Raw genomic sequence first — 22,731 nt, forward strand, 5'->3', positions numbered from 1 at the left:
TCAAACTCTCCATAAAAGTTAAGTTTAAATCTTGTATTGCTCAAAAAACTAATAATTGACGTTTACTTCATGTTTTGTTTAGTTTTCAAAGTTCATTCCGTCGCGTCATTAGCGACTTTCTCATATTAACATTCTCAGAATAGCCTGTCAACATTTTTTTAAATCATTTTTATTTCGACGCCGTCATCTCTTGGCGACATATAATAATATAACATCGAAAAATCACACCGTCAACACTTTTTGAAAGTTTTTTTAAAAAAAGATGTAAACTCTTTTCTAAATAGAATACACATGTATTTGGACATATAAATAGTAAGTCATAATACTTTAATACAAACAAGCTGAATAAACTTAACAGTAGCGAATTGTTCAATATCATCTATCCGATTTGAGAGAGGTGTAATTAATGAATGGTTTCGTATTGTTTTCAAAGCAACACATAATTACATTATTAATCATTCTCCTCCTTCTTATCTGTTTTTTTTACTTTAGAAATTTAATAAACAATAAGAAAAAAGTAGATTTATTCCTCCGTACCCTATTAATCATCTCAATGCTTACAGTAGAATTTCTATTATATGGATGGCTTATTAAAACGAACCAGTGGGATTGAGGAGATTCATTTACCTCTCCAACTATGCGGTATAAGTATGTATCTATGCTGTTATACACTTATTACAAAAAAATTATAAAGTTTATGAGATTATCTATTTTTTGGGATTAGCTGGGGCTATCCAAGCTGTACTTACTCCAGATATTAAATATAGCTTCCCTCATTTTAAATATATACAATTTTTCACTACTCACGGAGGAATCATTATTTCTATTTGTTATATGACATTTATCTTTGGATATACTCAAACTCTCCGTTCATTATTAAAGTCATTCTTCTATATAATTTTATTGGCTATACCTATTTACTTACTGGATTATGTGATAAAAGGAAACTACTTATTTTTAAGAGCTAAACCTGCTGGGGCAAACTTGCTAGACTTTTTTGGGCCATGGCCATATTACTTAATTGTATTAGGCTTAATTCTTTTCCCCTATTTTTTGATTTTATATCTCCCAATTTATTTATTTAACAAAAAGCTGAAGATAAACCAAGTACCATCCGATGATACTATCAATTAATTAATGAGTAGATGTCCTGTATTTAGCTTAAATTCAAATTTCATCAATTTCATTATATAAGTTCAAATCGATTTCCATGTTAGCACTAACATTTCCTACATCATTTATGCTATATTTACAATGAATGGGGTGGACAAAGTGGCAAAAAAGAAAAGTAGTAAAATTAATAATATAAGAACGTTTGCACTTTCATTATTATTTATTGGCTTCATCATTATGTATGGTGGTGTATTTTTCAGAGATCATAAGATTGTCATGACGATCTTTATGCTTGTGGGATTTTTAGCGATTATTGGTAGTACAGTTGTTTATTTTTGGATCGGAATGCTGTCTACAAAAACAATTCAAGTCATCTGTCCGAATTGTAACAAAACGACTAAAATGCTTGGTAAAGTTGACATCTGTATGTATTGTAATGAGCCACTTACATTAGATCCTTCATTAGAAGGTAAAGAATTTAATGAAAAATATAATAGCAAACGAGATGCTAAACAATAGCAAAATAAATAAAGCACATTACAATTATGTAATGTGCTTTATAATGATAATGTTTTTTCTTTACATTTAGGACAAATACCGTATACTTCCATTCTATGATTGGTTACTTCAAATCCCGTTTCCTTTTCAACATAAAGATTAATTCCTTCTAATCCGTCGTAATGAAAGTCATTCATTTCACCACATTTTTCACAAATAATATGATAATGATCAGTTGTTATATAATCAAAACGACTAGAAGAATCACCGAAGTTTAATTCTTTAACCATTCCTACTTCACGTAATACTCTGAGATTATTGTAAACTGTTGCCACACTCATATTTGGAAATTTTCCCTCAAGTGCTTTATAGATTTCATCAGCAGTTGGATGTGTTCCACTTCCTATTAAATATTCTATAATTGCATGCCTCTGAGGTGTAATACGTACGCCGCTATTCTTTAAATGTAAAATTGCATCTTGAATATTTTCCTTATGCAACGCCGCTCTCCCCGTTTCTATAAAATAGTTCCAAAATTAATTACTTATTATTAGTTTATTCAACTGCAAGAATATTTGTCAACTTTTTGAGAATTTCTTAAAAAAATTAGCCTATGCTTGTATTCCATATATGAAAACAAAAAAAATGTGCGAGAATTCTCTCGCACTTCAATATGCTATCATCTGAGGAGGTATGCCCTATACTCCAATGTATTCTCGAAAGCCATATAGGTATAGACGAAAAGCTCGATTTTTTTAGATAAAACGATTCTTTCTCAAAAAAACTTAACATAAATCAAATTAATTGACCCAAAATAGTTTGTACAATTTTAAGAACGACTAATGACACTATAAACATCTTCAACATGATTCTTTACTCTAACCTTTTGCCAAACATTTCCGATACAACCTTCTTCATCAATTAAAAATGTTGTACGTTCTATTCCCATATATTCCTTACCAAAATTATTCTTTAACTTCCATACATCATATAACTTTGCAACTTCAGTTGTTTCGTCTGAAAGTAATAAAAATGGTAATTGATGTTTTTCTATAAATTTTTCATGTCTTTTTATAGGATCAGGACTTATTCCTAAAATGACAGTTCCACTATTCATAAACCTTTCATATGAATCTCTAAAGTCACAAGCTTCCGTAGTACAACCTGGTGTCATATCCTTTGGGTAAAAGTAAAGAACTACTTTCTTACCTCTAAAGTCTGATAAAGTTACATCTTCTCCATTACTTGCTGGTAAAGTAAATTCCGGTGCTTTGATTCCAATTTCAACAGTCATAATAATCTCCTTAATCATAAATATTAACGTTCTTCTTTAAATACTTGTAAAACAAAAGCCGCTGGCATCGTATAACCGATGAGCGCTTCGACCATAGCAACCCATCTTCCGATCCCCACTGGTACAATATCCCCATAGCCTACAGACAAAAGAGTGATTGCGCTAAAATATAGGCATAACCCCATTATATGGTAATTAGTCCCTTCAATAGGAATAGAATGCTCAATTAAAATTGGATGTGGCCCGCGCTCTAGTATAAAATACACTGCGCTAAAGCCGATAAGTACCGTTCCATATATTAAAAATAAAAGAATGTAATTATTAATTGAAATAAGACTTTTATTGACTTTTGTAGTTGAAGTATTCCATAAATACACTAGACTATACAAAATTGCAAAGATAGAAATAAAAAAGAAAAAAGCAGTTCCCATTTCAATCACCTCATTTCAATTTATGAAACAAGCTATTGAAATAGAATACTGCTTAGTTACCCGCACCTTTATATTTTTTTACACCTTGGTTCCAAATTAAAACAGATATAACAAAAACAATTAATCCCATAACAGGCGTTAAAAATGAATAGACATACCATTCACTTCTACGTAGAAAATACGCAGCCGGATAAACACCAACAAATGCAAATGGTAAAATCCATGTTAATACAAAGCGAATGATTGGATGATAAATATTAATCGGATAACGACCATAGTTTCCTATATTATACATTAACGGCATAATTGACGTTCTTGCATCTGACCAAAAACCGATACTTGCTAAAGCAATAAAGATTCCGGCATAAACAAACATTCCACCAAAAGCCATTAATAGAAATAAAAATGGATCATACCAAGTGATTGAAAGTCCTAACTTAAAACCTGCATAGATCATAATAATCAATCCAGTAATAGCACCTAGTAACGATTCTAACTCCATTTTCTCTAATACTACTTGAAAAAGGCTATGAATTGGTCGAGTTAAAATACGATCAAACTCTCCCTTTACGATGTAACGATCATTAAAATCCCATATATTAAAAAATGAACCAAAAAGAGCAAACGGAACTAAAAAGAAACCATAAATGAATACAATTTCATCTCGGTTCCACCCTTCAATAAGTGAAGTATGATTGAAAACTAATAATATAAAAATTAAATTTACAGCCTGAGCCATCAAATCTGATAAAAATGATAAAAAGAAGTTTGCTCTATATTGTAATTTCGTTTTTAAATATTGACCTGAATATTGAAGAAATATATTTAAATAAAACATTCTTTAACCTCCTTGTATAACAAGATGCTTTTTAGCTTTATACCATATAAGAGTAATAGGGATACATAAAATAATGATCCAAATTACTTGAAATAAAAGGCCTCTTAAAATCAATTCACCTTTTATGCCTTGAGCAAAAATCATACTAGGAATATAGCTGATCCCTTGAAATGGTAAGTACTTCATTACATCTTGTGCCCAAACCGGAAAGAACGTGATTGGAATCGTTAAACCTGAAAATAAATCGATGATGACACGTTTAGCTTGAATAAATCCCATATTATTTTGAAGGAAGAATGCCATTAAACCTGTTAATAAATTCAATTGTGTATTAATAGCAAAACTGAAAATCGAAGCAATTAAAAATAAACCTAGAGTTTTTAAATTAAATGAAACATCTAACCGAAAAATTAAAGCTACTATTATAAAGCCTGGAATTGAAAAGAAAAAGAATCTAAAAATCCCCTCACCTAACCCTTGCATCACTTTAGTAAGTAAATAGTTATAAGGTCTAATAAGTTCTATTGCTACTTTACCTTCTACAATTTCTTCAGCAATTTCACGGTCAAGATTATTAAAATAAAACGCCCTTGCCATCCAAGCAATTGCTACATAAGTCGTCATTTGGTTTACTGAAACACCTTGAATTGATCCTTGGTGACCATAGATTGCTTTCCATAAAAAGAAATAAGCACCTATATTAATCGTATAAATAACAATCCCAGTGTAATAATTAGTACGATACGCTAACATCATTAAAAAACGGATTCTAATGATTTCAATATACTTACTCATTACTAATACCTTCTTGGTAGATGTTTCGTATAATTTCTTCTGTAGAAATTTCTAACATCTTCATATCTTTAACAGGATTTGATTGAACTACTTTTGCAATAATCATAGAAATAAGCGTTTCATCATTCGGTAATGTAACACTCCAAATATTTTCGCCTTCTTCTTCTTTCCATTTTACATCAGTTCGTCCGATCAATTCATATAATGTAGTTTGATTTACTGGCTTAATAAACTGGAATTGAATTTCTTTCTCTTCGCCCCATTGCCCTTTTAATTGTTCAAGTTTTCCATCATATATGATTTTTCCTTCATCTAACATAACTACTCGATCACACAATGCCTCAATATCAGAAATATCATGGGTTGTTAAAAGAATTGTTGTGCCATATTTTTGGTTTAACTCTTTTAAAAACTCGCGAATTTTTAATTTTACTAATACATCTAATCCAATTGTTGGTTCATCTAAAAATAATAAAGGTGGATTATGAATTAACGCAGCTGCTAATTCACATCTCATTCTTTGACCTAAAGATAACTTTCTTACAGGTTGATCTAATAAAGGCTCAATATCCAAAGTCTGTATGATATAACCCATATGTTCTTCATATTGCTTATCTGGTATTTGATAAACCTTTTTTAGTAATCGAAATGATTCTTGTACTGCAATATCCCACCATAATTGAGATCTTTGCCCAAATACGACACCTATTGATTTAACAAAACGCTCTCGATCTTTTTGAGGATGGTAACCATTAACTGTTACATCACCAGAAGTAGGTGTTAGTATTCCCGTCAACATTTTAATTGTAGTCGACTTCCCTGCACCATTCTCTCCGATATAAGCCATCATTTCACCTTTTTTTACAGAAAAGCTTATATTATTAACGGCTGTTTTCGTTCTATAGTTTCTTGTAAACAAATCTCTAAATGCACCTTTTACACCAGGGCGACTCAAGAAAGTTTTAAATTCTTTGTGTAAGTTCTGAACTTCGATTATGTTTTCCATAAGACTTCCTCCATTTTTTATTCCGTCGCTTAGTGTATTTGAAATATGAACTAAGTACAATAAAAAAGTACTAAAAAGTAGTTTCCAATTTTTATCGGACTATTTTTGAGAAAAATATAGATTCTACAAAATGTTCAAATTTCTTTTTAACTTGTAAAGGCTTACATTTACCACACGCTAAAATTTCGTGCTAGAATATAATTTAACCACATAAATAATGTAAAGATGCCGGTTAAATTCTTTCATTTTTTTATCAATAATGGGAGGTACTCCATGAATAATCAAAAGTCAATTGAAATACATAATGAAGCTTTAGAACACATCGTTGGAGGAGTGAACAGTCCTTCAAGATCGTTTAAAGCAGTTGGTGGCGGAGCTCCTGTCACAATGAAGCGTGCAAAAGGCGCATATTTTTGGGATGTAGATGGCAATCAATATATAGATTATTTAGCAGCATACGGTCCTATTATCACTGGCCACGCTCACCCGCATATTACAGCAGCAATCACAAAAGCAGCAGAAAATGGTGTCCTTTACGGTACTCCTCATGAACTTGAAGTACAATTTGCCAAAATGCTAAAAGAAGCGATTCCTAGTATGGATAAAGTCAGATTTACAAATTCAGGTACTGAGTCCGTAATGACAACTATTCGTGTAGCAAGAGCATACACTGGTCGTACTAAAATCGTTAAATTTGCTGGATGTTATCACGGTCATTCGGATTTAGTACTTGTTGCCGCAGGCTCTGGACCATCTACACTTGGTACTCCTGATTCCGCTGGTGTACCACAAAGTATAGCCAATGAAGTTATTACAGTTCCATTTAATGACACCACAGCATATGCAGAAACAATGGAAAAATGGGGTCATGAAGTAGCTGGTGTACTTGTTGAGCCAATCGTCGGTAACTTCGGAATCGTTGAACCAAAAGAAGGATTCCTAGAAGCTGTAAATGAAATTACGCACAATCACGGTGCTTTAGTCATTTATGATGAAGTAATAACTGCCTTCAGATTTATGTATGGAGGAGCACAAAATTTATTAGGTATTGAACCAGACTTAACAGCTCTTGGAAAGATTATAGGCGGTGGATTACCGATCGGAGCTTATGGTGGTAAAAAAGAAATTATGGAAACAGTTGCCCCACTTGGTCCTGCATATCAAGCTGGTACGATGGCAGGTAATCCAGCATCAATTGCAGCTGGTATTGCATGTCTTGAAGTATTACAACAAGAAGGTGTCTATGAAGAATTAGATCGTCTAGGTGCCATTCTTGAAAAAGGTATTCAGAAAAAAGCTGATGAGCACAACATCCATATAAAAATCAATCGCTTAAAAGGTGCCTTAACTGTCTATTTCAATGTAGACGAAGTAACGAATTATGAAGAAGCAAAAGAATCAGATGGAGAAGTTTTCGGTAGATTCTTTAAGCTTCTATTAGAAGAAGGTATTAATCTAGCACCATCAAAATATGAGGCTTGGTTCTTAACTACGGCTCATACTGAACAAGATGTTCACCAAACTATTAATGCTGTTGGGAACGCGTTCCTAAAATTATCTACGATTAAACTATGATATATCTGAGGTCACTACAACTTGAAGTGACCTCTATTCATACATAGTTAATTCTGAATAATCAATTTTTTTACCATAAAATAGGAGGTAGTTAAATGAAATTTCAAACAAAAACAGAATGGTCACCAGGTTTATTTAGAGATTATTACAATAACGAACATGATGCATGTGGGATTGTTGCCTTTATCAATCGTTCGATAACTCAAACAAGAGATACGATCGATAGTGCTGCCGAAAGTTTACGAAAGATGAATCATCGAGCGGGATTTACGAACGGTGAAGGTGATGGTGTAGGAATTCAGACTGACATCCCTACTCTACTTTGGCAAGAAAAACTTACATCTGTAGGAATTAGTCCAGAAGTTGTTTCACATCCTTCATTTACAGTTGGACATTTCTTCTTAGATGAAAAATCAGAAATACAAACTTTGCTCAAAATTTTTGAAGAAAATGGTTATGAAACTTTATATCATAATTGTAATCAAACCTTCACTTCAGCACTTGGCCCAATCGCTCAAGCAGTAGAACCTGAGTTCTTACAAGTAGCATTACTCCCAATTAAAAATCACCAAAGTACAACTCTATTTGATTTAAAAAATATTATTAGCAAAAAAACAAATGTGACTGTTGTCTCTCTCAGTCAATCAACTTGTGTTTATAAAGTAATGGGAACAATCGACACTTTATTGTCATACTATTCAGATTTACAGCATCCTAATTTTCAATCATCTGTCGTGGTTGGTCATAATCGATATTCAACAAATACAACTTCTTCATTTTCAAGAGTTCAACCATTTAGCATGCTAGCTCATAATGGAGAAATTAACACAATCGAACAATTAAGAATTGAAGCAAAACAAATAGGTGCAAATATTAAGCATGGAAATAGTGATTCACAAGATGTAAACATAACACTTGAGACGCTTATTCATAAATATAACTACTCTTTGAAAGAAGCTATGGAACTGTTATTCCCTCCTGTACCAGCAGAATTTGAATCAGATTCAGAAGTAAACTCCATTTACAATACGATTCGAAGTACATTCGGTCCATATTGTCAAGGTCCCGCAGGAGTACTTACAAGAGAAGGAAATGAATTTGTTGCTAGTGTGGACGCTTTAGGTTTACGTCCAGTTTGGTTGCTTGAAACAAATGATTATTATGTATTTTCATCCGAGCAAGGTATTCTATCTCCAGAATTATTTATATCTGAGCCACATGCTCTTTCGCCTGGAGAAAAAGTCGGTATTAATTTATTAAAAGACCGCGCTCAACTATTAACACACAGTGAATTAACGCATTTCGTTACAACGAAATTAAACGAAAAATTAACAATGAATCTATCAAATCAAGAAGCAAATTCAGCTGATTACGTGGAACACTCACCTCCTTCAATTCATCCGTTTGAATATGGAGCTTTTGGATGGCAAAAGGAACAAATCCAATTAGTTGAACAAATGGCAGAAAAAGGTGCAGAACCTATCCGTTCATTAGGGCATGACGCACCACTAGCATGTTTAGATGAAGCTAGAAAAAACCTGTCTGACTTTATGAAAGAAACAGTTGCGGTAGTAACGAACCCTGCGATCGATCGTGATCGTGAAACAGAGCATTTCTCTATTTCTGTCCTATTAGGAAAAAGGCCATCCATTGCTAAGAAAGATTCAGGAATTGTTCTACAACTCCCTTCTCCGATATTAGGTGATGGTTTTGTAGGAAATACGTTAAAAGCTAGTCGTCAACAAATCTCGTATGAAGAAATTCTAAATCTATATCAATTAGAAAATAAACTTTATACAATTCAAAGTACATTTTCTAATTTACCTTTAGAAGAAACATTGTCCCAATATAAATACGAAGTAGTAGAAGCTGTAAAAAATGGTGCAGAATGTATTGTTATTACAGATGATGAAGCTCATAAAAATAATCAATACTGGATTGATCCGGCTCTTATTACAGCAATAATCCATAATGGACTTGTGAATGCTAAGTTAAGAAGAAACTGTTCAATTGTCTTAAAGACAGCTGCTGTCCGTAATCTTCACGATTTAATGGTAATGAAAGGTTTAGGAGCAGATGCAATTAATCCTCATTTCCTTTTTGGAACAATTTCAGAATTGGAAGCTCCTGAAAAAATAGTAAAACTTTATGATGTTTTAAATAAAGGAATCGAAAAAGTAATTTCAACAATAGGGATGCATGAGCTACGAGGCTATGCAAAAATGTTCAGTAGCATTGGATTACAAGAAGATATCGCTTCGTCTTTAGGCGTTATAAACTTCTTTGGAGATCAAACCGTGTCTGGATTCAAATTATTAGAGGCTGATTCGAAAAAACGTTCTGAAGATTACAACGCAAATAACGCAACTATGCCAAAATCTTTCCACGTATTCCCTCGAATTTGGAAAGCTATTGGTGAAACAGCACAAACAGGTAGTTATGAAACATACCGCCAAAAATTAAATCAAATTGAAGAAGAGCGACCAACTACAGTACGTCATGCACTTTCTTTAGTTGAAAGTAGTAAACCAGTTGATTCAAGTCAGGTTTCATTAGAAATAGGTACTCACTCTCTTCCATTTATTATCAGTTCAATGTCATTCGGATCTCAAAATGAGGTTGCTTTTAGAGCATATGCTGAAGGTGCAAATCGACTGAATATGATTAGCTTAAATGGTGAAGGTGGAGAAATCCAAGATATGATTGGAAAATATCCAAACACTCGTGGACAGCAAATTGCTTCTGGCCGATTCGGAGTTAATGCTAATTTACTTCACTCTTCTAACTTAATTGAGATTAAAATTGGTCAAGGTGCAAAACCTGGTGAAGGTGGTCATTTACCTGCTTCAAAGGTTACACAAAAAATTGCGGAAACGAGAAACGCAACACTTGGTTCTGATTTAATTTCACCTTCAAATAATCATGATATTTATTCAATTGAAGATTTAGCTCAAATGATTAGTGAAATTAAAGCTGTTAATCCAAAAGCAAAAGTTGCTGTAAAAGTCCCTGTTGTTCCTAATATCGGCACAATTGCTGTTGGTATTGCAAAAGCGGGTGCAAACTTTATCAATATTAGCGGTTTTGATGGAGGAACTGGTGCTGCCCGTGTTCATGCAATTCAAAATGTAGGTTTACCAGTTGAAATTGGTGTTCGTGCAGCCCACAATGCATTACTAGAATCTGGTTTACGTAATTCTGTCGAGATTTGGGCTGATGGCGGTATGAAAAGCGTAAATGATGTAGTAAAAATGATGATTTTAGGTGCAAACCGAATCGGGTTTGGAACTTTATCAATGATTGCAATCGGTTGTACGACATGTCGTGGTTGTCATTTAGATACATGCCACGTTGGTATTGCAACACAAATCGAATCAGAAATTGAAGCAATGCGTCACGGTTTACGAAAATTCACACCTAGACAATTAGAAACAGCAGTAACAAATTTAGTACAATTCTTCACTGCATTCAAAGATGAATTACAAGTGATTGTTGGTTCATTAGGAGTAAAAAATGCTCAAGAACTTGTTGGTAAAACTGAATTCTTAAAACAAACAAGATTTTTAGATACGCTAAGTTTAACTAATTTATTATCTACTAATAAAATTGAGGATAAAGAATATGTACTTTCGAATGGAGAATCTGCTAAAGTACTTCAAAGTAATGAAGTTGGAGTTTTTGCAAAGGTTGACAATGAATATCGCCATGCCGGCAGTTTATTAATCCATGACCTAGTAGTAAAAAAACAATCCCAAGGTGTAGCTTCCCCTGTCGAGATATGCTTCGAGGATCAATCCATTCCTGGAAATGGCTTAGGAACTTATACAGTAGAAGATTATTCTGTATACGTTCAAGGCGGAGCTCAAGATGGCGTAGCGAAAACTGCTTTTGGTGGAACAATTTTTATTAGTAAAGCTTTAGGTGCTAACGGACAATACTTTGGTGGTTCGGTCGGAAAATGCTTTGCATATGGAGCACAAAAAGGACAATTTTTTATCCAAGGTAACGCTGACTCGCGAGCAGGCATTCGTTTATCTGGAGCCGATGTTGTAATTGGTGGACGTAATCAATCTAGTCAACCTATTTCACAGAAAACTCGCCTTGGTGCGAAATCAAATATAAACGGTTTTGCTTTTGAATATATGACTGGTGGTCGTGCAGTTGTTCTAGGAGATCCAGGTCCATGGATGTGTGCGGGTATGACTGGCGGAGTAATTTACGTTCGAAACTCATCTGAATTAGGCCTAACTAAGGAAGCATACCAAAATCGAATCGCAAAAGGTGCAAGTGTAAGTATTGTACCAGTCGATGAAACTGGTAAAAACGATCTAAATGAATTATTAGAGAAATATATCTCACTTTTAACTCAGCATAACCAACATGACGAAGCTGAATTTGTTCAAAGTTTATTAGACGACATTGAACAAAACTTCTTACAAATTAAACCTAAAAAAGAACAAGCGGATCCATCTGTTTCAACTGAATGATTTTATAAAAAAGAAGCGAAATATTTCGCTTCTTTTTTCATTATTTAATAGTAAAGCCCTTTCATTTCTAAGTTCGAAATCTTTTAACTTAACTAACAATTTAATCTTCTTTCTCATTCATATAATTAACATAATTTCTTAAAAAATTGTATTGATAATGAGTGTAGTTCATTGTATAGTTACAGGATGTTACATGAGAAAAAAATAAGAAAGTTACTTTTAATTGAAGCAATTTTGAAAAACACTCGATGTAATTAATAGTAGTTTAGTAGTAATATAGTTAAACGTTCATATTTCATTACAAGCATTAAGCTAGACAAAAAAAAGGAGTAATACAATGAGATTAGGAGCGCGTGTTCTAAAAACTGGTATAGCTATTACGCTCGCCATTTATAGCGCGATGTTTTTTGATTTATCAACAGCTTCGATTGCAGGTATCTCTGCTATTTCGGCATTAAAATCATCAGTAAACCAATCATATAAATCGTTAATTGAACAACTTCAAGCTAACTTGATTGGTGCAATACTGGCAATTATTGCAGTGATTACTCTAGGGAATAATCCAGTAATTATAGGATTTACATGTATTCTCGTGATTATCATTACATTAAAACTAAAACTCGAAAATACAATTGCTACAACATTAGTTACTGTAGTCGTTATTATGGAAGTAAGTACAAGTACCGAACACTTTGCCATTTTTACTTTTGATCGTATTTTGGCAGTAACAATTGGTGTTTTAGCTGCATCATTTGTAAATATTTTCTTAATGCCTCCAAATTATGAAAAAAAATTATCTCGTGGCATGATTTCGATAACTGAACAAACAAATAAATTAATGATGATGGCTTTACACAAAACTGTTAGCCATAATGGATTAAAAGATGAAATATATCAATTAAAAGAAATCATGAGAAATGTTACGAAAATCTATCGCTTATACAAAGAAGACCGAATCATTCTTGTTGGTCGTAAGAAAAAAGAGCATGAAAAATCTCGTAAAATCGTATTGTTTAGACAAATGCTTGTCACAGCCGATAATGCATTTGATACGTTAAAGGCTTTAAACCGATTAGAATATGAAATTAACGCATCTCCGAAAGAGTTCCAAGATTTAGTAAAAAATGAACTAACATGCTTAATGCAATTTCACGAACATGCTTTAATGAAATTAATCGGCAAAGTAAACTTTGATCAAACTGCTCCACTGCATAGAGAAGAAAATATATTAAAAGATAAATTAACAAAGGCATTTTTGGATCACCATGATATTAATGACGAAGAAAAACAAAAAACATGGTTACATTTATTCCAAGTAGTATCCGCCATTTTAGAATATAGCGAAAATGTTGAGCATTTAAATACACTAGTTGATAGCCATCAAACTTATCATAAAGAATATCAAGTTCAAGTTGATCAGGTTGAAACAATGTAAAAGCCTCCGAATTATGGAGGCTTTTTATTTTGAGTTTGAATCAAAGTATGTGGCGTATCTCGACGGGGTTTTATATTTGATGTAGATTTTTCAATCCTTGTAAACCGATTTTTATCCATTTTTAGATTGAATGGAAAGAATTTAGAGTATATTGCTCGTTTTCTTGCAGAGAGTATCTATTTTGAATCATTCTTCCCTGGGAATACGCTGACCCGTATAAGTAATTTTTTATCTTATTTGTGATTTTTGAAACTTTAATTGCAGTTTTGCTGATTTTATTTGAGATTCTTTAATTTTTATTTGCAGTTCTGCCAATTTTATTTGCGATTTTCGGATTTTATTTGCAGTTCGTTGTTTATTTCCCTACTTACTTCTTCAAATAAAAAAAAGCACAAAGAATATCTTTGTGCTAATCTTCTATACCGAACTCGAACTTGTTTCTAAATTTTGAATTTCAAACAAATGATAGTAAGCTTCTTTTTTAGCCATTAATTCTTCATGCGAACCAATTTCAACAATATGACCTTGATCAATATAAACGATTTTATCTACATGTGTAATGGTAGATAATCTGTGTGCAATAAAAATTGTTGTTCGGTTCTTTGCTAGCTCCTGAATCGCGTCTTGAATATATCTTTCATTTTCTAAATCAAGTGCTGAAGTAGCTTCATCAAATATTAGAATAGAAGGATTTCTTAAAAATACACGAGCTATTGCTACACGTTGTTTTTGACCACCTGAAAGCTTTACTCCTCTTTCGCCAACAAGCGTGTCATATCCATCTGGTAAACTCATGATAAAATCATGTGCATTGGCTGCTTTGGCAGCTGCAATAATTTCTTCTTCACTAGCACTTGGATTTCCATAACGAATGTTCGATTTTACAGTATCACTAAATAGAAAATTGTCTTGTAAAACGATACCGATTTTTTCACGCATACTTTTTAAATCAAAGTCCCTTATGTCAACACCATCAATTTTAATAGACCCTTTTGTTACGTCATAAAAACGTGGTATTAAACTAACTAACGAGGACTTTCCACCACCACTCGATCCAACCAATGCAATCTTTTGACCAGGTTCAATTTGAAAAGTTACATCTTGAATGACCTCTGCATCAACGGCATTATATTGGAAAGATACGTGATTAAAGTGAATTTGACCATCTAACTTCTTTGCATAAATTGGATTATCTCGATTAACGATGTCATACTTTTCATCCATTAATTCAAAGACACGATCCATCGATGCAAACGATTGTGTTAATGCTGTTGAAGAATTCGCTAATCTTCTAAGCGGATCATATAAACGATCAATATATCCAACGAATGCTACCATTTCACCAAGTGTTAAGTGACCATGAATAACTTGATATGCAGAAAATCCGATAATTAATAATGGTCCAATATCAGTTAATGTATTTATAATTGTAAATGTTCTCGCATTCCAGCCTGTATGTTTAAGAGCACGATCTAAAAACTCACCATTTTTTTCTTTAAATAGTCCGCTTTCATAATCTTCCAATGCAAAACTGCGTGTTACTTGCATCCCCTGAATTCTTTCTGTTAAGAACCCTTGTAATACAGCTAAAGCTTGAGATCTTTGACGAGTCAATAATCGAAGTCGACCGAAAAAGTACTTTACTGCTAATGTATAAAACGGCAAAACAATTAATGATACAAGCGTTAACTTTACATCCATTGTTAACATGATTGTAACTGTGATTAAAATTGTAATTAAATCTAACCAAACATTCATTAATCCAGTAATAACAAAGTCTTTAGTAGATTCAACATCATTTATTACTCGTGAAATGACTTCACCTGTCTTTGCATTAGCATAATATCTTAAGCTGAGTTTTTGTAAATGTTTAAATAAATGATCTCTAATATCAAATAAAATTCGACTACCGATATATTGAGCATAATACTGTCTGAAATACTCAATAGGTGGTCTTACAATAACAAAAATCCCAAATGCAATTAGCATGATGTAAATAAGATGTGAACTTTTAGTTGCAATTGGTAATGATGAATTAATGATATTATCAACTACATATTTTAATAAAAACGGTAATATCAATGGGATTCCAAATTTAACGATCCCGATGGCAATCGTTAAAAAAATATGAAATCGATATGGTTTAACAAATTTTAAATAACGTTTAATACTTCCCATATTTTCATCCTTTCATATCATTCAAAAAGAAACTGTTGAGCAATCTTTTTGAGATATTAATTCTCAAAAAAGACTATTTCCGCTCAACAGTTTCGATTAATCACGATACATTAAGAAACGTTCATACCAATTATCAATAAAATCGGAAGCAAACGGCCCTTTTCGTTGATGAATTAATTCCTTTAAATAACCTAAGTTCTTTTTTAAGATTGGGTCAATAATAGGAGGATAATTCATTATTTGTCGATGATTCTCATATTCATCTTCATCTAACAGCACGTAAGTCATGTCTGGAAAAACTTTAATATCTAGATCATAGTCAATATACTTAATGGCACCATCTTCATAGACGAATGGTGAGCTAATATTACAGTAATAATAAACTCCATCTTCTCTAATCATTCCAATGACATTAAACCAATAATCCATATCAAAGTAACAAATTGCTGGCTCCCGTGTAACCCATGTTCTACCGTCCGATTCAGTTACAAGCGTGCGATCATTTGCGCCAATTACTAACTGCTGCGTCCCTTTTAAAATGGTTGTCTCTTCCCATATACGATGAATATGTCCATTATGTTTGTAACTATGTATCTGTATTTTTTCTCCTGGTTTGGGAACGTTCATTGTTTCTCCCTTCTTTCTAGTGTGGACGCATTTCAACACTTTATTTATACTTTACACTTCTATTATAACTAGTTCTTATCCATTTTTAAACAAAAGGGAGGTTAATTTGGTAAAATGCCCCATTGTTTTTTTATTTTAATGCAATTTTCCTCTCATCTGAGAAAGATTTAATAATTTGCTGTGTTTGGATTAAAAAGGTGTCTTGGATAGCTTTTAATTCAGATCTCATTATATGTATTTCATCTTGGATAGAAGATAATTTTGACAAATCCTCTAATTCAAATAGTTGGTTTTCAATTTCTTGACATCGTTCAATTTCTTCTTGAATCTTTATTAACTGATCCATTGTTTCAAGCTGACGACTTACCAATTCATCGAATACTTGCATACCATTCACCATCCTTATTTCATTATTACACTATTTCTTGAAAACTAACATAATCCCTTTGACTACATTTGACGATATTTGACTATTGAGAAGAAATTAATCATTCTATGTGGATTTAAATGTTGGACATAAATTACTCGTAGGTAAAAGAGCACCCTTAACATAAGGGTGCTCTTTTTGAACGTTCTTTATAACAACTAGACTGCATGATCTCTCATCAGACAGGAAGATGAATATAGAAAGTAAGACTATACTTACGATCTCCTCATCAACAGCGCACTTCTAGTAATTTTCTTTTAGGTAATTATTGTTGGTTTTGTTGTCCAAAGTTGCCAGAAGAAGATCTTTGTGCAGATTTTGCATTTGCTTCTCTTACAGCTTGAACATCAGTTTCACTTGCAAACTCTTGTCCAAAACTTTGGTTTTGTTGTCCAAAGTTTTTAGAAGCAGCTTTTTGAGTAGACTGAGCATTTGCTTGTTTAACTGCTTGAACATCAGTTTCACTTGAAAACTCTTGTCCAAAACTTTGGTTTTGTTGTTTTACTTTGCCAATGTTAGTTCCAGATGCTGTTTTTCCAGCATTGAATTGATTGTTGTTGTTCATGATTTATCACCTCCACGAATAATATGATGTCCATTAGTCGGAGTAATATGTAAAAAACTTTACTTTTTTTTTTGTTTATTGAACCATTTGAGTGGAAAACTATGAGAAGAAATTATAAGGAGGCTTATTATGTACGTTGGCAGAGATCTTTCAGAATTATCAATGACTCCAAAAACTCAGTGGAAAGATAGTGAATTGGAATACTATCATCATTCATTTCAGCAAATTACTGGTTATTTAAATATTGAAGGTAGCACAATGCAAAAAGAAATAATAAAAGAAATTGAATCACGCGGTGGTCTTCATAGAAATGAAGCAGACTGGACTAGTGGTACTCGCCCTACTATTGACTGAAGGGACTCTTAAAGCACAAAAACCCCAACTCTTTGTTGGGGTTTTTTGTTTCATTACTGAAGCTTTTCGATTTGCTGATAAATTTTTTGATGCACTACCGGAAACGGAAGCTCTTTACACTCATCTAATGTTACCCATTTCTGATTACTTGATAAACTACCTTCATTTATCGCTTCTCCAACATATACTTCCATTTTCCATACAAGATGTGAAAAAACATGCTCAATATTAAATTGATAAGATAATCCTTCGACTACTAATTGAGATTCTTGATTTAAGAAAAAGCTAAGTGTATCACTTTTAGATAACAACGTTGATTGTAATTCAGCAGTTGGAAACTCCCACATATTAGCAAGTAATCCACTAGAAGGTCTTTGTTGAATTAAGTATTGATTATTTTTATTCTTAATGACACCAACTGCTAAATTAACTGGTTTTGGTGCTTTCTTTTTACTTTTTATCGGTAACTCAGTCACAACACCAGTTTCAAAAGCTAAACATTGTTCTCTCACAGGGCAAAGTAAACACGCAGGATTTGTTGGTGTACAGATTAATGCTCCAAGCTCCATTAAACCTTGATTAAATGCAGACGGATCTTTATGACTAATTAAAGCTCTTACAGCTTGTTCAAATATTTTCCGGTTTTTAGGTACACCAATATCTTCCCAAATTGTTAATATTCTAGATAATACCCTCATTACATTCCCATCAACCGCTGGCTCTGGTTTACCGTATGCGATACTAAGAATCGCTCCAGCAGTATAGGGTCCAACACCTTTTAATTTACTTATTAATTCTGGCGTATCTGGTACTTTACCTGAATACTCTTCATGGACTTCACGGACAGCCGTTTGCAAATTTCTAGCTCTGGAATAATACCCCAGTCCTTCCCATGCTTTTAGTACTTTTTCTTCCTCGGCATTAGCCAAGTCAGCAATCGTAGGGAAATTTTGCATAAACTTATTATAAAAAGGGATTACTGTATCCACACGTGTTTGCTGAAGCATTATTTCTGAAACCCATACTCGATATGGGTCTTTATTCTTTCTCCAAGGTAAATCTCTTTGTTCTGCTAAAAACCAATTAACTAAATTATTTTTAAAGTCATTTTTGGGGAAAACTTCTAATGTCGTATTTAAATCATTATTCATAACTTATACCTTTCTCTAACGTCTATATGTTTTTGTTAATAGTCAATACTATAAAAATTAAAAGGGTAAGTAAAGGGAGGAACTAAATGGATACTGGTACTCATCTTGTAATGGGATTTACACTTGGCGGATTAGCAACCCTGAGTCCAATTGTCCTACATGAACCACATTTGACAAACTCACTCTTATTAACAACAATCATCGGATCACAATTACCAGACAGTGACACGATATTAAAATTAAGAAATAACGCAAAATATTTAAAACATCATCGTGGGATTACGCATTCAATTCCAGCAGTCATTTTATGGACATTATCACTTTCTGCCCTTATGACATTATTTAACAATAGAGAACACTTTGGACTCTATTTACTCTGGTCTTTCCTGGCAGTAAGTGTACATGTATTCGTTGATTTATTTAATGCCTACGGAACTCAAGCACTAAGGCCTTTTTCAAAACGCTGGATTGCTTTTGGCATCATAAATACTTTCGATCCAATTATTTTTGCAATCCATTTAGTTGGAGTTCCATTTGTTATTTTTCATTTTAGAGCCGGTCCGATTTGTGTCATGCTTTATTTCATTATGATTTTTTACTATGCGTTTAGATATCGACAAAAACAAATCGTGATTCAGACAGTCACAAAAAAATTACCAGATGTAAAACGTGTCTATGTTTCACCTTCTATAAAATACACTCATTATCATATTGTAGCAAGTACAGATTCTCATCATTACGTTGGCAAAATAAAGAAAAGAATCTTTAAAATCCACGACGTATTTAAAAGAATCCCGTTACCAGTAATTGAAGACGTAAAAGCAGCCTTTAAGGATGAAAACGTTAAATCATTCCTGGCATTTTCACCAGTTTATATTTGGGAATTGATTGGACATGACGACCATAAAGAATTAAGACTAATCGATTTAAGGTACAGGACCGAAACTTACTACCCATTTGTCGCAGTAGTCAAATTCGACTACGAACATAATATTATCAGTTCATTCACAGGCTGGATTTTTAGCGAGAAAAAATTACAGAAAAAACTAAAAGTTGAATCTTAAAAAAACCAAAAAATAACCCTTAGCATTTTTTTGCTAAGGGTTATTTAATTAATGAAGAAGATTATCCTTTTCTTTCGTTTCTATCATTTCTAAACCTGGTGGCTTTGCAATTTTTATATCTGTTTCATGCAAATATTTTCCATATTGGAAAATAAATTGTTGAACAACCTTTTTAGACATTTGTTCTCCATGATATTCTCCAGCTTTAGCATAAGTTGCTTCAAAATCTTCCCATAACCATTCAACCCAAATTTTTGCTTGTGAGTATGTTAAATGACTATTTTCTTTTAGTAAAAGCTCAGTTAATTGCTCTAAATATTTCTCCATATAATTACACCTTCCAATTTTTAAACATTTATTATCATCATATCTGAATTCAAAATGGTCATCATATTGATGATGGTTCATTTCATCAATTAGTTTTAATCACTAGGAGGGATTTATAAGATGACAACAAAAAGTGAACGTTTTTCAAAACAAAAGCATGATATGGCTATTGATGGTAATATAGATTACAAATCACAAAATGCTTCTAAACGTCCAAATGGGAGCATTAATACAAATCCACAAGATCGTATGGCAAAAAGTAATCGAGATGAATAGAAATTTGACCAGGGGTTTTACATCCCTGGTTTCTTTAATAATGCGATTGGGATTCCTATTTCTTCTTCACTAGTGCTTTTATGACCCCAAGCAAAAATGCCATTCATATATGTGATCATAAATAATACTCCAGGTTCCTCAATTAATTCATATTGCTCGCCAGGAATAAATTGACTTGCGTCTAATAAATATGATTGAGCCATCGTTTTTTTACGAAGTATTACTTCAAGTTCATTGATCATATCCATTTGTTCAGCTTTTCTAGCTTGATGATTCAAATTGCTGATTTCTTGAACTAATTCATCTTTCGTTAAATCACTATATCGTTTTGGAATTTCCATTTTTAGTCTCCTCTAAATCATTTAGATATTTTTATTATATCAAGCTAATAACACACAACCAATTAATTTAGCTTCAGACGATTGACAAGAGCTCGCAATCAGTCTGAAAATCAAATGTTTATAACTCTTATATAGTTCAACCAATTAATTTAGGTCTTCCTCTTCTAAAATTAAAATTGCTTTTTCAATTAAATCAATTGGGAAACCTTTTCGAAATAATACTGTTTTCATTTTTTGATTATATTCCCAGCCACTTAATTTTTCATATTTTTTTTTCGCTTTTCTAGCATGTATTAATAGAGCTTGTAATTCATCATCTTCTTCACTTTCATATTGTGTTTCTTCAATTGCAATCGAAGTGATGTTTGCAGAATATCCTTTTCTTCTCAATAGTTCTTCAAGCTTTGCCTTTTTTTGATTTGTTGAGTACTTTGAAAGTGCAGAAACCTTTTTTTGACAGAGTGAAATAGCATGTTGAATTTGTTTATCTTTTGAAAATAAAATTAAGCATTTCTCTATTACAGAATTGTTAATACCTTTTGCTATTAATTCATTCTTAATGATTGTTGGTCCTTTCAATGTCGTATTAATAGACGTACGGACATAACTTTCAGCGTATTTTTCTTCATTAATATAACCTTCTTCTACAAGTCGGATAATTGTAGTTTGTATTGTATCAATTAAGAATTCTTGCTTTGTTAAATATTGTTCTATTTCTTTTTTTGTTCTCATCATTCTAGATAAATAAACAATGCTAGAAAGATATGCCTTTCTAAGTTGATCGGCATTTAATATCTCTTCTAGTTCAAATGGCTCAAATGATTGACCTTTTTTTATGTTAAATTTAACAAGAGTATCAGCATCTACACTAAATGAATACTCTTCACCATTCCCACTATCTGTGTAAATATTAAATCGTTCTTTATTTAATTTTTGAACTTGAATTTTCGTTATTATAGACATAATTTACCTCAAAATAAATTTTGTTTTTATGTACACATAAAAATAATAATATCATATTATGTATTAAGGAGATGCGTGGATGAAGATTCTTCTTACAGGCGGTACAGGGTTTATTGGATCTCAATTAATAAATGAATTTATTCGACATGAATTTCAATGTTATATTGTCACAAGAAATATTAGAACATCATCTAATCCATTTATTACTTATATTAATTGGGATCAATTAACCTCGAATTCTTTTGGGGAGTCCATTGATGTAGTCATTAACTTAGCCGGTGAATCAATAAACAGCGGTAGGTGGACTAAACAATTAAAAGACAAAATTTTACAAAGTCGTATAAAATCTACAAATATTCTAATTACTTGGTTTGAAAGACAAGCCCATCGTCCAAACCTTTTTATTAATGCTAGCGCAATCGGGTTTTATGGAACCTCGGGATCTATAACTTTTAATGAAGATGACAAGCCTATTTCAAATGATTTTTTAGCATCAACTGTAAGTGAATGGGAAGCTGTTGCCAGAAAAGCTGAGGAACTGGGAATTCGGACTATTCTCGCTAGATTTGGTCTTGTTTTAGGGTTAAACGGTGGAGCCCTTCCAAAAATGATTTTGCCTTATAAATTGTTTATTGGTGGTCCTATCGGAAAAGGTACCCAGTGGATATCTTGGATTCATGAGAAGGATGTTGTTGGACTAATTCTTCATTCGATAAAAAATACCGAAATTAGAGGGCCAATCAATTTAGTGTCACCTAATCCAGTAACAATGAACGAGTTTAGCAGATCCCTTTCAGCAGCTTTACATCGACCAAATCTATTGAAAGTTCCTAATTTTGCCCTTCAATTATTACTAGGTGAAATGAGTATGCTAGTTTTAGAAGGTCAAAAAGTTATGCCTTCTAAAGCCATTCAAACTAATTATAACTTTCAATTCCCAACTTTAAAAGAAGCTTTACTGTTAACTTTAAATTAGTTTTTGAAAG

Annotated in this window: 23 protein-coding genes; 9 read left to right on the forward strand and 14 right to left on the reverse strand. The window is 32.6% G+C overall.

Annotated features, from left to right (window positions below):
* Positions 1 to 654 precede the first annotated feature (654 nt).
* Both ACFVRR_RS19055 and ACFVRR_RS19060 read left to right on the forward strand, forming a co-directional pair.
* Positions 655 to 1,134, forward strand: coding sequence for a TMEM164-related integral membrane acyltransferase (locus ACFVRR_RS19055; protein WP_387331908.1), 480 nt, complete (start codon positions 655 to 657; stop codon positions 1,132 to 1,134).
* A 138-nt stretch (positions 1,135 to 1,272) separates the two neighbouring features.
* Positions 1,273 to 1,632 (forward strand): YgzB family protein, encoded by a 360-nt coding sequence (locus tag ACFVRR_RS19060; RefSeq protein ID WP_387331749.1) that lies wholly within the window; start codon positions 1,273 to 1,275, stop codon positions 1,630 to 1,632.
* A gap of 38 nt (positions 1,633 to 1,670) precedes the next feature.
* Here ACFVRR_RS19060 and ACFVRR_RS19065 read toward each other — a convergent pair whose 3' ends face one another.
* The 6 genes from ACFVRR_RS19065 to ACFVRR_RS19090 form a co-directional block, all read right to left on the reverse strand.
* Positions 1,671 to 2,111: a Fur family transcriptional regulator gene (locus ACFVRR_RS19065; protein WP_387331751.1), complete on the reverse strand. Its 441-nt coding sequence runs from the start codon at positions 2,109 to 2,111 to the stop codon at positions 1,671 to 1,673.
* Positions 2,112 to 2,440: 329 nt separating this feature from the next.
* Positions 2,441 to 2,905 (reverse strand): thioredoxin-dependent thiol peroxidase, encoded by a 465-nt coding sequence (gene bcp / locus ACFVRR_RS19070; protein ID WP_387331753.1) that lies wholly within the window; start codon positions 2,903 to 2,905, stop codon positions 2,441 to 2,443.
* Between the two features lie 23 nt (positions 2,906 to 2,928).
* Positions 2,929 to 3,336, reverse strand: a complete 408-nt coding sequence (locus ACFVRR_RS19075; RefSeq protein WP_387331755.1) for a potassium channel family protein — start codon at positions 3,334 to 3,336, stop codon at positions 2,929 to 2,931.
* A gap of 52 nt (positions 3,337 to 3,388) precedes the next feature.
* Entirely contained in the window at positions 3,389 to 4,174 is a 786-nt protein-coding gene (locus ACFVRR_RS19080) for an ABC transporter permease (protein WP_387331757.1), read from the reverse strand.
* 3 nt (positions 4,175 to 4,177) lie between these two features.
* Positions 4,178 to 4,969: an ABC transporter permease gene (locus ACFVRR_RS19085; protein WP_056468360.1), complete on the reverse strand. Its 792-nt coding sequence runs from the start codon at positions 4,967 to 4,969 to the stop codon at positions 4,178 to 4,180.
* Positions 4,962 to 5,975: an ABC transporter ATP-binding protein gene (locus tag ACFVRR_RS19090; RefSeq protein ID WP_387331760.1), complete on the reverse strand. Its 1,014-nt coding sequence runs from the start codon at positions 5,973 to 5,975 to the stop codon at positions 4,962 to 4,964. Before ACFVRR_RS19090 ends, ACFVRR_RS19085 begins: the two co-directional genes overlap by 8 nt.
* A 273-nt stretch (positions 5,976 to 6,248) precedes the next feature.
* Between ACFVRR_RS19090 and ACFVRR_RS19095 the strand changes: the two genes are divergently transcribed.
* From ACFVRR_RS19095 to ACFVRR_RS19105, 3 genes are all read left to right on the forward strand, one after another.
* The gene (locus ACFVRR_RS19095) at positions 6,249 to 7,550 is read left to right on the forward strand and encodes a glutamate-1-semialdehyde 2,1-aminomutase (protein WP_387331762.1); all 1,302 of its coding nucleotides are present in this window, start codon (positions 6,249 to 6,251) and stop codon (positions 7,548 to 7,550) included.
* 95 nt (positions 7,551 to 7,645) lie between these two features.
* The gene (locus ACFVRR_RS19100; RefSeq protein ID WP_387331764.1) at positions 7,646 to 12,037 is read left to right on the forward strand and encodes a glutamate synthase-related protein; all 4,392 of its coding nucleotides are present in this window, start codon (positions 7,646 to 7,648) and stop codon (positions 12,035 to 12,037) included.
* A gap of 337 nt (positions 12,038 to 12,374) precedes the next feature.
* Complete coding sequence (locus tag ACFVRR_RS19105) at positions 12,375 to 13,472, forward strand: FUSC family protein (RefSeq protein WP_387331765.1); 1,098 nt, start codon at positions 12,375 to 12,377, stop codon at positions 13,470 to 13,472.
* A gap of 417 nt (positions 13,473 to 13,889) precedes the next feature.
* Here ACFVRR_RS19105 and ACFVRR_RS19110 read toward each other — a convergent pair whose 3' ends face one another.
* From ACFVRR_RS19110 to ACFVRR_RS19125, 4 genes are all read right to left on the reverse strand, one after another.
* Positions 13,890 to 15,650, reverse strand: a complete 1,761-nt coding sequence (locus ACFVRR_RS19110; RefSeq protein WP_387331767.1) for an ABC transporter ATP-binding protein — start codon at positions 15,648 to 15,650, stop codon at positions 13,890 to 13,892.
* Between the two features lie 96 nt (positions 15,651 to 15,746).
* Positions 15,747 to 16,277, reverse strand: a complete 531-nt coding sequence (gene ntdP / locus ACFVRR_RS19115; RefSeq protein WP_097978298.1) for a nucleoside tri-diphosphate phosphatase — start codon at positions 16,275 to 16,277, stop codon at positions 15,747 to 15,749.
* Between the two features lie 130 nt (positions 16,278 to 16,407).
* The gene (locus ACFVRR_RS19120) at positions 16,408 to 16,665 is read right to left on the reverse strand and encodes a YgaB family protein (RefSeq protein WP_025671838.1); all 258 of its coding nucleotides are present in this window, start codon (positions 16,663 to 16,665) and stop codon (positions 16,408 to 16,410) included.
* A 304-nt stretch (positions 16,666 to 16,969) separates the two neighbouring features.
* Positions 16,970 to 17,269: a gamma-type small acid-soluble spore protein gene (locus tag ACFVRR_RS19125; protein WP_387331770.1), complete on the reverse strand. Its 300-nt coding sequence runs from the start codon at positions 17,267 to 17,269 to the stop codon at positions 16,970 to 16,972.
* Between the two features lie 129 nt (positions 17,270 to 17,398).
* Here ACFVRR_RS19125 and ACFVRR_RS19130 point away from each other — a divergent pair, with 129 nt between their 5' ends.
* The gene (locus ACFVRR_RS19130; RefSeq protein WP_056468341.1) at positions 17,399 to 17,623 is read left to right on the forward strand and encodes a hypothetical protein; all 225 of its coding nucleotides are present in this window, start codon (positions 17,399 to 17,401) and stop codon (positions 17,621 to 17,623) included.
* Positions 17,624 to 17,676: 53 nt separating this feature from the next.
* Here ACFVRR_RS19130 and mutY read toward each other — a convergent pair whose 3' ends face one another.
* The gene (gene mutY / locus ACFVRR_RS19135) at positions 17,677 to 18,774 is read right to left on the reverse strand and encodes an A/G-specific adenine glycosylase (protein WP_387331772.1); all 1,098 of its coding nucleotides are present in this window, start codon (positions 18,772 to 18,774) and stop codon (positions 17,677 to 17,679) included.
* 86 nt (positions 18,775 to 18,860) lie between these two features.
* On the opposite strand from mutY, the gene ACFVRR_RS19140 reads away from it, so the two are divergent.
* The gene (locus ACFVRR_RS19140) at positions 18,861 to 19,838 is read left to right on the forward strand and encodes a metal-dependent hydrolase (protein ID WP_387331774.1); all 978 of its coding nucleotides are present in this window, start codon (positions 18,861 to 18,863) and stop codon (positions 19,836 to 19,838) included.
* Between the two features lie 48 nt (positions 19,839 to 19,886).
* Here ACFVRR_RS19140 and ACFVRR_RS19145 read toward each other — a convergent pair whose 3' ends face one another.
* Positions 19,887 to 20,165, reverse strand: coding sequence for a YfhJ family protein (locus ACFVRR_RS19145; RefSeq protein ID WP_097978302.1), 279 nt, complete (start codon positions 20,163 to 20,165; stop codon positions 19,887 to 19,889).
* Between the two features lie 120 nt (positions 20,166 to 20,285).
* Here ACFVRR_RS19145 and sspK point away from each other — a divergent pair, with 120 nt between their 5' ends.
* Positions 20,286 to 20,441 (forward strand): small acid-soluble spore protein K, encoded by a 156-nt coding sequence (sspK, locus tag ACFVRR_RS19150; protein WP_088014817.1) that lies wholly within the window; start codon positions 20,286 to 20,288, stop codon positions 20,439 to 20,441.
* 17 nt (positions 20,442 to 20,458) lie between these two features.
* On the opposite strand, the gene ACFVRR_RS19155 is transcribed toward sspK, so the two are convergent.
* Both ACFVRR_RS19155 and recX read right to left on the reverse strand, forming a co-directional pair.
* The gene (locus ACFVRR_RS19155; protein WP_069035247.1) at positions 20,459 to 20,782 is read right to left on the reverse strand and encodes a YfhH family protein; all 324 of its coding nucleotides are present in this window, start codon (positions 20,780 to 20,782) and stop codon (positions 20,459 to 20,461) included.
* A 144-nt stretch (positions 20,783 to 20,926) separates the two neighbouring features.
* Positions 20,927 to 21,745 carry a recombination regulator RecX gene (gene recX, locus ACFVRR_RS19160; RefSeq protein ID WP_387331777.1) on the reverse strand — a complete coding sequence of 273 codons (819 nt, stop codon included), beginning with the start codon at positions 21,743 to 21,745 and terminating at the stop codon, positions 20,927 to 20,929.
* 79 nt (positions 21,746 to 21,824) lie between these two features.
* Here recX and ACFVRR_RS19165 point away from each other — a divergent pair, with 79 nt between their 5' ends.
* Positions 21,825 to 22,721, forward strand: a complete 897-nt coding sequence (locus ACFVRR_RS19165) for a TIGR01777 family oxidoreductase (RefSeq protein WP_387331779.1) — start codon at positions 21,825 to 21,827, stop codon at positions 22,719 to 22,721.
* Positions 22,722 to 22,731: the final 10 nt, after the last annotated feature.

The organism is Gottfriedia sp. NPDC057948, assembly GCF_042887255.1.
Classification (GTDB): Bacteria; Bacillota; Bacilli; order Bacillales; family Bacillaceae_G; genus Gottfriedia.

Bases quoted from the DNA above. Each gene is read 5' to 3' on its own strand.
- bcp (WP_387331753.1), bottom strand. From the start codon at position 2,905: ATGACTGTTGAAATTGGAATCAAAGCACCGGAATTTACTTTACCAGCA.
- ACFVRR_RS19075 (WP_387331755.1), bottom strand. From the start codon at position 3,336: ATGGGAACTGCTTTTTTCTTTTTTATTTCTATCTTTGCAATTTTGTAT.
- ACFVRR_RS19080 (WP_387331757.1), bottom strand. From the start codon at position 4,174: ATGTTTTATTTAAATATATTTCTTCAATATTCAGGTCAATATTTAAAA.
- ACFVRR_RS19085 (WP_056468360.1), bottom strand. From the start codon at position 4,969: ATGAGTAAGTATATTGAAATCATTAGAATCCGTTTTTTAATGATGTTA.
- ACFVRR_RS19090 (WP_387331760.1), bottom strand. From the start codon at position 5,975: ATGGAAAACATAATCGAAGTTCAGAACTTACACAAAGAATTTAAAACT.
- ACFVRR_RS19095 (WP_387331762.1), top strand. From the start codon at position 6,249: ATGAATAATCAAAAGTCAATTGAAATACATAATGAAGCTTTAGAACAC.
- ACFVRR_RS19100 (WP_387331764.1), top strand. From the start codon at position 7,646: ATGAAATTTCAAACAAAAACAGAATGGTCACCAGGTTTATTTAGAGAT.
- ACFVRR_RS19105 (WP_387331765.1), top strand. From the start codon at position 12,375: ATGAGATTAGGAGCGCGTGTTCTAAAAACTGGTATAGCTATTACGCTC.
- ACFVRR_RS19110 (WP_387331767.1), bottom strand. From the start codon at position 15,650: ATGGGAAGTATTAAACGTTATTTAAAATTTGTTAAACCATATCGATTT.
- ntdP (WP_097978298.1), bottom strand. From the start codon at position 16,277: ATGAACGTTCCCAAACCAGGAGAAAAAATACAGATACATAGTTACAAA.
- ACFVRR_RS19120 (WP_025671838.1), bottom strand. From the start codon at position 16,665: ATGCAAGTATTCGATGAATTGGTAAGTCGTCAGCTTGAAACAATGGAT.
- ACFVRR_RS19125 (WP_387331770.1), bottom strand. From the start codon at position 17,269: ATGAACAACAACAATCAATTCAATGCTGGAAAAACAGCATCTGGAACT.
- ACFVRR_RS19130 (WP_056468341.1), top strand. From the start codon at position 17,399: ATGTACGTTGGCAGAGATCTTTCAGAATTATCAATGACTCCAAAAACT.
- mutY (WP_387331772.1), bottom strand. From the start codon at position 18,774: ATGAATAATGATTTAAATACGACATTAGAAGTTTTCCCCAAAAATGAC.
- ACFVRR_RS19140 (WP_387331774.1), top strand. From the start codon at position 18,861: ATGGATACTGGTACTCATCTTGTAATGGGATTTACACTTGGCGGATTA.
- ACFVRR_RS19145 (WP_097978302.1), bottom strand. From the start codon at position 20,165: ATGGAGAAATATTTAGAGCAATTAACTGAGCTTTTACTAAAAGAAAAT.
- sspK (WP_088014817.1), top strand. From the start codon at position 20,286: ATGACAACAAAAAGTGAACGTTTTTCAAAACAAAAGCATGATATGGCT.
- ACFVRR_RS19155 (WP_069035247.1), bottom strand. From the start codon at position 20,782: ATGGAAATTCCAAAACGATATAGTGATTTAACGAAAGATGAATTAGTT.
- recX (WP_387331777.1), bottom strand. From the start codon at position 21,745: ATGTCTATAATAACGAAAATTCAAGTTCAAAAATTAAATAAAGAACGA.
- ACFVRR_RS19165 (WP_387331779.1), top strand. From the start codon at position 21,825: ATGAAGATTCTTCTTACAGGCGGTACAGGGTTTATTGGATCTCAATTA.